Below are 12,466 nucleotides of genomic sequence, written 5' to 3'. Positions count from 1 at the left end.
CCAAACTTGATAAAAAGCATAAAATCAGGAATCATTTTTTACAGGTTCTTTTTTATAATCAGATTTTACAATTGCTTTGATGCCTTCCAAATAGCTAGTTGTTTTAAATTCAAAATGGCTATTGAATTTATCCGAATTAAAAACGTAGTCCCTGTCGTATTGATACATCATCTCGGGCATTTCCCTCATTATGGGCATAAAAATCCCTAGTATCTTTACAATTAAGCTACTGGCAACCTGAAATCGGGGCTTTACCCCCATTTCATTTGCAATGGCTGTTATCCACTCTTTTCCTGTATACGGATTCTTTGCGGTGGGTAAATGCCAAACCTTATTGTAGGCCTCCGCTGAATTTCCCAGAAGGGCAGTGGCCTTGCCCGCGTCAGGCGTGTATGTAAAGGAATGTTTGTGGTTTAAGGAAGCCATCCAATTGGCTTTTTTACCTGTACTTAAGGGTTTAAATACGGTCTCCGTCAACATACTGGAATTTTTGATACTGGGGCCATAAAAATCCGCTGAACGGGCAATCAAAGCTTCTAGTTGACCTTCTTTGACTTTGTCCATGATCATGGCAGCAATTTCTGCACGTACTTTGCCTTTCTTGCTAGAAGGATTTATTGGTGTCTCCTCATCCATTCCATCCAAAAAATTGGCATCGTACATGTAGATATTGTCAAAAAACACCAATTTACTGTTGTTTTCTATACAGGCGTCGATGACATTTTTAATGAATTTTGGCCAGTTTTGCTGCCAAATTTTAAGATTATAAGGAAATCCGACCGTGACATAAACAACGGAAGAACCTTGGACGGCTTCAAAGACTTTTTTTCTGTCCGAAAGGTCTGCAGCTAATAGCTGATCGGTTTCATTTACCTTTACGGGATTTCTGTTTACCAACCTTATTTTGCTGGTATATGCTGTTAGTGCTTTGGCCAGTTCAATACCTATTGGTCCTCCGGCACCCAATATAGTCTGCATGCTTATTCTTTTTTGTTTGATATGTGCCAAACCCAGAATATCGTCATTATCTGTTGCCTAAATAAATTTAGCGGGGCAGCTTGGTGACGCTTGTTCTCCAAGATTTGCACACGGATAAAAATTGTTTGGTTAAATTTAGGAAAATTCCCTTTTCTTAGGTTAAGATAATAAATTTTAGTTGGCTTATTTTTAGTGTGATACAATCCCTAATAAGTTTTGGGAATATAATTTCTATTTGGAGTTTGATCCTTGTAATTCAGGGGTCAATGGAATTTAATTTAAATACTCTAACAAATCATATGAAGCGCACAGTTTTCCCCTTATTATTCCTAACAATAATATTACTTGGACATGGACAATCCATGGTTACGCCCAAGGACGCTATTTTGAATGATGGGGATTTAGAATTTTTAAAAACACTAACCGAAACCATTATTGATAGTTCCCGCATTTACCCCGGAGAACGGGTTGCGGATCAAATGGGCAATAACAATACAGGGGGAATACTTGTTAAGCCAGGAGGTAGGGGGAGTTATCCGGCCTTCTGGATCAGGGATTATGCCATGTCTTTGGAGTCTGGATTTATTTCTAGGGAGGAACAAAGACATATCTTACTGTTAACAGCGTCTACCCAAGCGGATAGGACATGGATTACCAAAAATGGGGCTTTAATTCCCTTTGGCGCCATAGCAGATCATATCCGTATGGACGACGGACTGCCCATATATTTTCCGGGTACCTATAGTTTTGAAGAACAGGGCACTCCAGAGTTTGGTAGGACCCCACCCTATGGCGATCAGTTTTTCTTTGTGCATATGGCCTTTTACTTTATTAAAACCACGTCGGAATTAACCATTTTAGAACAGAAAATAAATGGAATGAGCCTTATGGACCGACTCGAAATTGCATTTAATGTGCCACCATCGAGATTGGAAGATCATATTGTTACCACCACTGACAACTTTAGGGGCATCGATTTTGGGTTTAGGGATGTTATGACCATTACGGGCGATCTTTGTTATCCGTCCATATTGAAATTTAAGGCGGCCTTGGAGCTTTCCGAATTGTTTGAAAAACTGAACAACCAACAAAAAGCGGATAAATATCAATTAATCGCCGGGAAGATCAAAGAGGCAATACCGCTATTGTTTATGGATGAAAGGGGTATGCTAAAAGCGTCAACAGGAAAAGGAAATCAGCCTGACGTATGGTCTACGGCCTTGGCCCTATATTACGATATCTTGAGCCAAGAGGAAACGGAAAAAACAAGCCGATTCTTATCCCAAGCCTATGAAAATGGCCACTTGTCCTATAATGGCAATATTAGACATATTTTGACTACGGATGACTATAGTGATTCCACAGCCTGGGAATATTCAATGGTAAAGAAAAACACTTACCAGAATGGGGCCTATTGGGGCACTCCCACAGGATGGGTTTGTTATGCCATAGCCAAAACCAATTTTAGACTTGCCCAGCAATTGGCCAAGGAGTACATAGATGATCTACGTCAGAACGATTTTAGAAAGGGCCCGGAATACGGAGCTCCCTATGAATGTTTTCATCCTTCAGGACACACACAAAATCCTTTGTATATGACTACCGTAAGTTGTCCTTTGGCGGCATTTGGAAATATTGTAAAACCGTGATAATGCCTCTTTTTTATTAATTTAACCAAGTCAACAAAATCAATTGATATTTCTATTGGACGATTAGGAATTCCAATCTACGCATAACCTCAGGATCCTCGGTAACCACTTTGGACATCTTATCGCGCTCAATATCAAAATTATAGTTGTAATTGCTCGATGTCATCAACACGATCGAATTTAAGATCAGTAGGGCTTCACTTGGTTTTTCTGAAGCGTACAAAGCATTTGTCATTACCAAGGATGGGTCCAATTTCTTTACGATACCCAGGAATTCGGCAGCACGCACCTTGTTGATGAGTTCCGAGTCTATGGTAGAGATTTCCTTTATTGTTGCCTCCATACCAATAGCCCGTTCCCCAAATGTACTACAGACAATAATGGCCCAATATCTTTCCCAGGGATCGGATGAATCCAAGGCTTGGGTTAAAGAGTTTTCTGCCTCCCTAAAGTTCAAAAGGCCTAGATCGGCAATTTCCATATATTTTTCAATTTCCTTTTTGTGTTTTTGTCCAAAGGCCACCGGGTTGTTAAACGCCTCGCCGATCAGATGGTGTTCAGGGTAGAAAGAAAGATCTGGCATTCCTTTTAACCATGTGTTGAGTCTGTTTCGAAGGTCCAATAGTGTAGCCTTATGTTCTGGATCATTGGCCAGATTTTTGGTTTCATAGGGGTCGGTATCAATATCAAAAAGCATTTCTGGCGAACGGTTTTCAAAAAAGGCCGACTGTATTTCGTTGAGCTCTCCCTTGTCATACAAAGACTGCCATTCTTGGTAAGCCAATTGCTTGTAACGATAATTGTTCATTAAGCCATCAAAATTAAAGGGCTGATAGTTTCTAATATATTTATACTTCCCTTTTCGTACGGCCCTTACCATATCATATTTTTCGTCGAACCTATCTGCATAACTATAGGTCTCATCCCGTGAGTTTAACTCTTCAGCATTTATATCCTTGCCTAAAAAGGCCTTTCCATCTATTTCTTTCGGGATATCAATGCCTGCAAGGTTTAATACTGTTGGTGCCAAATCAATAAAGCTTACAAAACCGTTTACGGAGCTGCCAACAGGACTATTTACAAGGTGTTTGTATTTTTCGGGAACGTGGACTACCATGGGAACATGGAGTCCCGTTTCATAGAGGTAACCCTTGCTTCCCGGTAGTACACCTCCATGGTCCCCATAGTAAAAAATGAAGGTATCATCCAAGCGGCCATCTTCCTTTAGTTCCTTGATTATTTCCCCAACCTGGCGGTCCATTTCCCTAATTTTGTCGCGGTATAGGGCATTGGTGTATTTAAATAAATCAGTATTGGGGTGGTTGGGTTGAATTTCAAAAGAGTTTTGATCCGTTTCAGGAGTGTTGGTTTCCATGTCTTCGGCGGAAAAGTGCATACTGGATTCATGAGAGACCCCAATATTAAAAACATGGAAAAAAGGTTGATTTTCACCCCTGTTTCTCCAACTTGCCTTCTTTGAAGACTCGTCCCAAACTCCTTCGGTTTTGTATATATTATAATCTTCCTTGCTATTATTGGTAGTGTAATAACCTGCCTCCCTTAGATAGGCAGGAAACATTTTTAGTGAATCGGGCATGGGGACAGTAGCGATCTTTCTATGAAATTGAGCTCCTATACGCGGTCCGTAGCAACCGGATATAATCGCGGACCGAGCAACACTGCAGACCGGGGCATTGGAAAATGCACGATTAAATATCAGGCCATGTTCTGCCAAGGATTCAATATTCGGGGTGGCAATACCATTCTCGTCAAAAAGCTTTAGATAGTGTTTGGAATTATCCTCAGAAGTGATCCATACAATATTGGGGGGCAGCTCCTCTTTCGGTGTTGTTTGGCAACTTATGATAGTGATGGTGCAAAAAAGGATTGCACAAGTGTTGAGAATTATGCTATGATTAATTTTAAACATTAGGTTGTACGGTTTGAGTTTATGGCAGGTTATTTTTGGTACTTGATTGTTGTTAAAGTTCCCAATATAGCAAATCTTCTATATCCGTATTGTTTTTTTTTAGCAGTTTTAAGGTCTATGAATGAAGTATTTTTATCTTTAGAAATCATAAGTAATATCTTATTTAAAACACTTATTTTTATTGAAACAGATGTTAAGTAAACATCTGCTTACATCAAAAGAATTATGAAAAGCGAAAGAACCCATATTGTTTCAACCATCTTTTTATGGTTAATCTTTTTGTCAACCTTTCAATTGTTTGCGCAAGAGCATTTTGATGTTGACCATCAAAAGAAAATGCATGAACGCAATGCCATGGGAGAGGGAACAACATTAAAGGTTTTACTTTTTTCTGGTACAGGTTGGTTCCGTCATCCTGACATTCCCATTGTAAATGGGTGGATCGTAAGGCTCGGTGCCGAACACAATATGCAGATAGATGTAAGTGAAACTGGAAATGATATATCCAAGGAAAAGCTGAGCTATTATGATGTATTGCTGTTTAACAATGCAAATGTACTGGACAAAGTTTTCAATGAAGATCAACGCAATGCCATAGAGGAATGGTATAAAGACGGAGGAGCAATTGTTGGTTTACATGCATTGTTGGTGCATCAGGAAAATTGGCCCTGGATAATGGAATTGGGCGGTTGTGATTTTAATAGTGATTCTGAATTCCTAAAAGCGAAAGTGGTGGTCGATTCAAAAGCTATGGATCATCCTGCAGTTAAGGGGATGGGCAAAGAGTTTTGGTACGAGGCGGATTGGACCAACCATACCCAGTCTGTTACCGGTATGCCGGGTGTTCAGGTGTTACTCCGGGTAGACGAGTCAACTTACGAACCAGTTAGGGAGTACTTCAAGACTAGAGGAGGCGTGGCCATGGGAAAAGATCATCCTATAGCATGGACCAGGGTTTGGGGCGGAGGAAGATTTTTCTATACTGAGTTGGGGCACGATATACGTTCATTAAATACTGATTTTGGACGTCAGCATCTTATAGAAGGAATAAAATGGGCAGTGAAAAAAGAGTGATAATACTGTTTTTGGGTTATTGGATTGGATAAGTAGGCTTTTGATAGATTATTATGATTAATTGTTAAAAGTTGGAATCTGAAATTAGTATTAATTGATTTTCAAGATGAAAGGCCTTCGTTTTTCATAAAAATAATGTGTCTCGTTTTAATTTTAACAACTACCACTTGTGAGTGTTAAATTCAAGTTCTAGTTTTGATTCCCGTATGAATCGGGCATTACAAAAATATATTCTACTTCCCTGTATCCTTTTAATAAATGGATTCAACACTATTTATGCCCATACAAATTTTGAAGTTGATCGTTATTTTTCAATTTTAAATTTAGCAGCTTCCGAAAGCTTTCCCTGTGAGTTTGAGGAAGAATTGGCCCCTGTTGTTTTTGCGGATACTTCTGTACTTGAAGTTCAAAAGCTACTTGTGGCGGAAGTTGCGGATTTCGAGGAAGAGGAGGAGGAGAGCGATGAAATTGTTTTATCTCCGGAAACAAATTTAATTTATGGTGGTCTAGCAACTGCCATTTTTTATGCCCAAATATGGGAGTATTTGTCTTCCAATCTGGAAAATGACCTCGCTTACATTGACACCCACGCTTTTACTACTCCTTATAAGCGGTACATTAGATTCCAAGTTTTCAGAATTTAGGAAATCTGACAGTACCTAATTCTATTGGGGCTGTCCCCCCTTTTTTTTAAGTACTGTTCTTAATCAAAATTGAGTAAGCCCGAAGCTATTTTAGAAGGACTTACTGGGCATTTTATTTGCTAAAAAACCAATTATTCATTTTAAAAAATTAAGATTATGAGGAAATCCCCCATGATTATTGGCGTGTGTTTACTACTGAGCCAATTAAGCTGTAACTCCGAAAAACATGAAAAACGAGAGGAAACCAAATATCTCGTGACCAGTCCAATAAAAAAAGATACCGCGGTTGTAAAAGACTATGTCTGCCAAATACATAGCATTCGAAATATTGAGGTCCGTGCACTGGAAAAGGGCTATTTACAGGAAATCTCGGTTGATGAAGGTCAATCCGTAAAAAAGGGTCAACAAATGTTCCATATTATGCCCAATGTATATGAGGCGGAATTTCAAAAGGCCACGGCGGAAGCTCGGGTGGCCGAAATTGAATATGAGAATACTAAATTATTGGCCGATGGCAATGTAGTTTCTGCAAATGAGCTGGCCATGGCAAAGGCTAATTTTGAAAAGGCCAAAGCAGAAGTTATGCTTGCGGAGACCCATCTAGGGTTCACTAATATTAAAGCTCCGTTTGATGGTATTATGGATCACTTGCATGTTAGGGAAGGCAGTCTTTTGGATGAAGGGGAATTGTTGACTACCCTATCGGACAATAGTAAAATGTGGGTTTATTTCAATGTGCCCGAGGCAGAGTATTTGGATTACATTACCAGTGTTGATCGAAATAGTAAAAAAGAGGTGGCACTTTTAATGGCCAACAATAAACGCTTTAATCAGACTGGTATTGTTGAAACCATTGAAGGAGAGTTTAGCCATGAGACCGGTAACATTGCTTTTAGGGCAACTTTTGACAATCCCGAGGGTATTTTACGCCATGGGGAAACAGGTAGCATAATTATGCAGGTACCCCATACCAACGCGCTTATTATTCCGCAAAAGGCCACCTTTGAGGTTTTGGATAAAAAATATGTTTTTGTAGTTGATGATAAGGCAGTAGTAAAACAGAAGGAAATAGCTATCGCCGGAGAACTACCTAATCTTTTTATCATTGAAAAGGGACTTTCTGAGAAAGATAGAATAATTCTTGACGGCATTCGTATGGTAAAGGACGGGGACCATGTAGAAACCGAATTTATTGAACCAAAATCGGTTATAAACAACTTATCACTTTACGCCGAGTAATTATAACCTATAGGAAACTTAAAGATTAATTGCACAAAGTATAGGTCTTTATCCCATCCAAGGGCAAGGAGGACAAGAAAAACCCCTTCGGTAATTAATTTTTATACCTAACCTAATTTCACAAAAAATGTTTAAAAAATTTATAAAAAGACCGGTATTGGCCATAGTCATATCAGTCATGATAGTTTTTACCGGCCTTTTGGCCATTAAACAATTACCTATTTCCCAATTCCCCGAAATAGCACCTACTACCGTTAATATATTTATAGCGTATCCAGGTGCAAGCGCAGATGTATTGGTAAATTCAACGCTTATTCCATTAGAAACGGCCATTAACGGTGTTCAGGGCATGCGCTATCTGGCATCGGATGCCACTAGTGCGGGGGAAGGTACACTTCGTGTTATTTTTGAACCCGGAACCGACCCCAATACGGCGGTAGTAATGGTAAAGACAAGGGTGGATCAGGTAATGCCGAACCTACCCGAATTGGTGCAAAAGGAAGGGGTGATTATAACCCCCGTACAACCCAGTATGTTGATGTACGTAAACCTGTTTGCCGAAGACGAGCATAACGATGAAAAGTTTCTTTACAATTATGCCTATACTAAAATTATACCCGAAATACAACGTATCAACGGTATTGCCAGTGCGCAGATATTGGGTAGTAGAAAGTACGCCATGCGGGTGTGGTTAAAACCGGATCGTATGCGTGCCTACAATGTATCTGCCGAAGAAATCATGGAGGCCATGCAGGACCAGAGCATAATTGCCAGGCCAGGAAGGATCGGGCAAAGTTCCGGAATTAAATCCCAGTCTTTGGAATATGTCCTTACCTACGTAGGGCGATACAATCAACCGGAACAATACAAGGATATTATAGTTCGTGCTAATGCGGAGGGGGAGACCATTACCTTGGGTGATTTGGCCGATGTGGAACTTGGTAGCGAATTCTTCGATATTTATTCCAATTTGGATGGTCGCCCATCAGCATCCATTATCTTAAAACAGACTTTGGGCAGCAATGGAAAGGATGTTATTGACGAGGTTAAATCAAAATTACTGGAGCTTAAAGAAGACCTTCCTCCCGGATTGGACTATAAGATCAGCTATGATGTTGCCAACTTCTTGGATGCCTCAATCGAACAGGTACTCCATACGCTTCGCGATGCTTTTATTTTGGTTGCCATAGTTGTTTTCCTTTTCTTGGGCGATTGGCGTTCTACTCTGATCCCTATCATCGCGGTGCCGGTATCATTGATTGGTGCTTTTTTTGTAATGCAGCTATTCGGGCTGTCCATTAACCTTATTACCTTATTTGCTTTGGTACTGGCCATTGGTATCGTTGTTGATAATGCCATCGTTGTGGTCGAGGCGGTACATGTTAAAATGGAGGAGCAGAATCTAAGCCCTTATAAGGCATCCACAGAGGTGTTGAGTGAGATTGGTGGAGCTATTATCGCCATTACCTTAGTTATGGTGTCCGTATTTATCCCCATTTCCTTTATGACCGGTCCCGTAGGGGTGTTTTACAGACAGTTTTCCATTACTATGGCCGGATCCATTGTAATATCGGCGGTTGTGGCCCTTACCCTTACCCCAGTATTATGTGCTATAATGTTAAAAAACAATCATGGGAAACCCAAGAGGAAATCGCCCGTGGATAAGTTTATTGCATGGTTTAATAAGGGCTTTGAACGTCTTACGGGAACCTATGTAAAACTATTGGATAAAATCGTAACCAGAAGGATCGTCACATTTGGAATTTTGTTAGCCTTTTGCGCGGGGATATTTTTTACGAACGAATCGCTGCCAGCAGGATTTATTCCCAATGAAGATCAAGGGATGATTTATGCCATTATACAGACGCCACCAGGAGCCACTTTGGAAAGGACCAATGATGTTGCCCGTAAATTGCAGCAGATCTGTGAAGAAATGGACGGGGTGGAATCTGTTTCCTCTTTGGCGGGTTATGAGATTATGACGGAGGGTAGGGGATCCAATGCCGGTACCTGTCTCATCAATTTAAAACCATGGTCCGAGCGCCATCATTCCGTACATGAAATCATGGAGGAATTGGAAGAGGAAACCCAAAATCTTGGTGCTAGGATTGAATATTTTGAGCCGCCAGCGGTACCCGGCTTTGGCTCTTCGGGCGGATTTTCCATGCGTTTATTGGATAAGACCAATTCCACGGATTATCATGGTTTTGGAAAGATAAATGATGATTTTATGGACGCTTTGGCCAAAAGGGAAGAATTAACAGGATTGTTCTCTTTTTTCTCGGCCAACTATCCCCAATACGAACTTAAAATCAATAATAAGATTGCTATGCAAAAAGGGGTTTCTATAGGTAAGGCCATGGAAAACCTGAATATTTTGATCGGAAGTACCTATGAACAGGGCTTTATACTGTTCGGAAGGTTCTTTAAGGTCTACACCCAGTCGGCCCCTGAGTATAGGGCACTTCCATCTGATTTGGAAAAATTGTTCGTAAAAAATGAAGAAGGGGAAATGGTACCTTATTCTGCCTTTATGACCATGGAAAAACGTTTGGGCCCCAATGAGATTACGCGCTACAATTTGTATAATTCGGCCACGATCAATGGGCTTCCTGCGCCCGGATATACTACTGGGAACGCTATCAATGCCATAAAAGAGGTCGCCGCCCAAACCCTGCCCAGGGGCTATGACATTGCTTGGGAAGGGCTTTCGTTCGATGAGGCCAAAAGAGGAAATGAATCCCTATACATTTTTATCATTGTATTGATATTTGTGTATTTCGTGCTAGCGGCTCAATATGAGAGCTTTCTATTGCCTTTTGCCGTTATTCTATCGTTGCCTGTCGGTGTTTTTGGTTCATTTGCGTTATTGCGAATGATGGGCTTGGCCAATGATGTCTATGCCCAGATAGGGGTAATTATGTTAGTGGGTCTATTGGGCAAGAACGCGGTGCTTATAGTTGAGTTTGCCGTGCAAAAACATAGGCAGGGTGCCAGTATTCTTGAAGCGGCCATAGAAGGTTCCCGCGCCCGTTTTAGGCCCATTTTAATGACGTCATTCGCGTTTATTGCTGGTTTGATTCCCTTGGTCGTTGCTACCGGAGCTGGAGCCATTGGAAACAGGACCATCGGTGGGTCGGCCTTGGGCGGAATGCTCATAGGTACACTATTCGGGGTGTTGGTTATACCAGGACTTTATTACATTTTTGGCAGTATGGCAGAAGGAAGGAATCTGATCAAAGATGAGGCCAGTGAACCTTTTTCCGAAGAATTAATGCGTACCAGTGAGGGAGAAAGTAGGACTAGGGCCAAAATAAGGGAGATTACTAAACTTTTGAAAAAACTAACCAAAGGACAAGAGGATGAAAAATAGGAGAATATTATCCATAAAAAAGATCGGGGTGTGCGGGCTAAATATACTCGCCGTTATAACATTGTATTCCTGTGTACCATCAAAAACGATGTTGGAAGAGAATTCAGATGTGCCGGAGAGGTATCAAAATCAATTGGAAGATAGCCTGAACAGTGCAAGTATCCAATGGAAGGATTTTTTTTCGGACCCCCATCTAAGCGCGCTGATAGATACAGCCTTGATGAAAAATCAGGAGCTGAATATAATGCTTCAACAGGTAGAGATTGCTAAAAATGAGGTCAGGATCAGAAAAGGGGAATATCTGCCCTCTGTGAATATTCAGGCCGGAGCTGAAGTTGAAAAAGTGGGTGCTTATACTAGAAATGGTGCTGTAGAGGAGCAACTTGAAATTAAGGAGGGGGAGGAGTTTCCAGAACCTCTATCAAATTTTATGGTCGGTGCTTACGCTTCTTGGGAGGTGGATGTTTGGAAAAAGCTGAGAAACGCTAAAAAAGCTGCTGTTTTCGAATATCTCTCCTCTATTGAGGGAAAGAATTTTATGGTGACCAACCTGGTTTCCGAAGTAGCCGCTTCCTATTACGAGCTAGTGGCTTTGGACAGTCGATTGGCTATTGTTGAAGAAAACTTGGCCATTCAAACAAATGCCCTTGCCATGGTGAAGCTTCAGAAAACAGCGGCGAGGGCAACGGAGTTGGCCGTACGAAGGTTTGAGGCAGAGGTGCTAAAGAATCAAAGTCAAAAATACGGCATACAACAGCAGATCGTAGAGACTGAGAATAAGATTAATTTTTTAATCGGTAGGTCGCCACAGCCTATTTTGAGGAATTCCGAAGGTTTTGTAGATAAAGAGATTGCTGCCGTTAATCCTGGCATACCATCCCAATTGTTGCAGAACCGACCGGATATAAGGCAGGCAGAATATGAACTGGCTGCAGCTAAGTTGGATGTTAAAGTGGCCAAGGCCAATTTCTACCCTTCCTTAGGGATAAAGGCAGGTGTTGGATTGGAGGCCTTTAAACCGAAATTTTTGACTAGTACACCACAATCTTTGTTGTATAACGTAGTGGGGGATGTAGTGGCTCCTTTAATCAATAGAAATGCAATTAAGGCAGCCTATGGCAATGCCAACGCTAGGCAAATACAGGCAGTGTATGAGTATGAAAAGGCTATTTTAAATGCGTATATCGAGGTAGCCAATCAACTGTCCAATATTGATAATCTTAACAAGAGCTATGACTTAAAAGTAGGGCAGGTTCAAGCACTTACGGAGTCTATCGATATTTCCATTCGACTTTTTCAGTCGGCCAGGGCAGACTATATGGAGGTACTTTTGACCCAGCGGGATGCCCTCGAATCCAGTGAGGAACTTGTAGAGACCAAAAAGGACCAAATGTTGGCCAAGGTAGGCATGTATAGGGCCTTGGGAGGAGGTTGGGATAGATAAAACCAAATGGTCTATCTCTAAAAGAAAGAGGCTGTCTAAAAAGTCAAGACAGCCTCTTTTTTATTCGGGTAGGTAACGGAGAACTATTCTCAAATACGCTAATTATGGAGGGGTTGAAATACTTTTTAGACGCCC

8 protein-coding genes are annotated in these 12,466 nt (G+C 41.0%); 6 read left to right on the top strand and 2 right to left on the bottom strand.

The window, feature by feature from the left end:
- Positions 1 to 24: 24 nt before the first annotated feature.
- On the bottom strand, positions 25 to 978 hold the full coding sequence (locus U735_RS0119295) for an NAD-dependent epimerase/dehydratase family protein (RefSeq protein ID WP_031445380.1): 954 nt from the start codon (positions 976 to 978) through the stop codon (positions 25 to 27).
- Positions 979 to 1,277: 299 nt separating this feature from the next.
- Here U735_RS0119295 and U735_RS0119290 point away from each other — a divergent pair, with 299 nt between their 5' ends.
- Positions 1,278 to 2,627, top strand: coding sequence for a hypothetical protein (locus U735_RS0119290; protein ID WP_146032824.1), 1,350 nt, complete (start codon positions 1,278 to 1,280; stop codon positions 2,625 to 2,627).
- 52 nt (positions 2,628 to 2,679) lie between these two features.
- Here U735_RS0119290 and U735_RS0119285 read toward each other — a convergent pair whose 3' ends face one another.
- The gene (locus U735_RS0119285) at positions 2,680 to 4,557 is read right to left on the bottom strand and encodes a sulfatase family protein (RefSeq protein ID WP_034248614.1); all 1,878 of its coding nucleotides are present in this window, start codon (positions 4,555 to 4,557) and stop codon (positions 2,680 to 2,682) included.
- A 225-nt stretch (positions 4,558 to 4,782) separates the two neighbouring features.
- Here U735_RS0119285 and U735_RS0119275 point away from each other — a divergent pair, with 225 nt between their 5' ends.
- From U735_RS0119275 to U735_RS0119255, 5 genes are all read left to right on the top strand, one after another.
- Entirely contained in the window at positions 4,783 to 5,631 is an 849-nt protein-coding gene (locus U735_RS0119275; RefSeq protein ID WP_031445376.1) for a ThuA domain-containing protein, read from the top strand.
- A gap of 206 nt (positions 5,632 to 5,837) precedes the next feature.
- Positions 5,838 to 6,275 (top strand): hypothetical protein, encoded by a 438-nt coding sequence (locus U735_RS0119270; RefSeq protein WP_031445375.1) that lies wholly within the window; start codon positions 5,838 to 5,840, stop codon positions 6,273 to 6,275.
- Between the two features lie 156 nt (positions 6,276 to 6,431).
- Entirely contained in the window at positions 6,432 to 7,514 is a 1,083-nt protein-coding gene (locus U735_RS0119265) for an efflux RND transporter periplasmic adaptor subunit (protein WP_031445374.1), read from the top strand.
- A 127-nt stretch (positions 7,515 to 7,641) separates the two neighbouring features.
- Positions 7,642 to 10,887, top strand: a complete 3,246-nt coding sequence (locus U735_RS0119260) for an efflux RND transporter permease subunit (RefSeq protein ID WP_031445373.1) — start codon at positions 7,642 to 7,644, stop codon at positions 10,885 to 10,887.
- Entirely contained in the window at positions 10,877 to 12,331 is a 1,455-nt protein-coding gene (locus U735_RS0119255) for a TolC family protein (RefSeq protein ID WP_031445372.1), read from the top strand. The genes U735_RS0119260 and U735_RS0119255 overlap by 11 nt, the downstream gene beginning before the upstream one ends.
- The last annotated feature ends 135 nt before the right edge of the window (positions 12,332 to 12,466 follow it).

This window comes from Arenibacter algicola (genome assembly GCF_000733925.1).
Lineage (GTDB): Bacteria > Bacteroidota > Bacteroidia > Flavobacteriales > Flavobacteriaceae > Arenibacter > Arenibacter algicola.
Note: the sequence above shows the minus strand (reverse complement) of the source record. Positions and strands in the feature narration are given on the sequence as shown.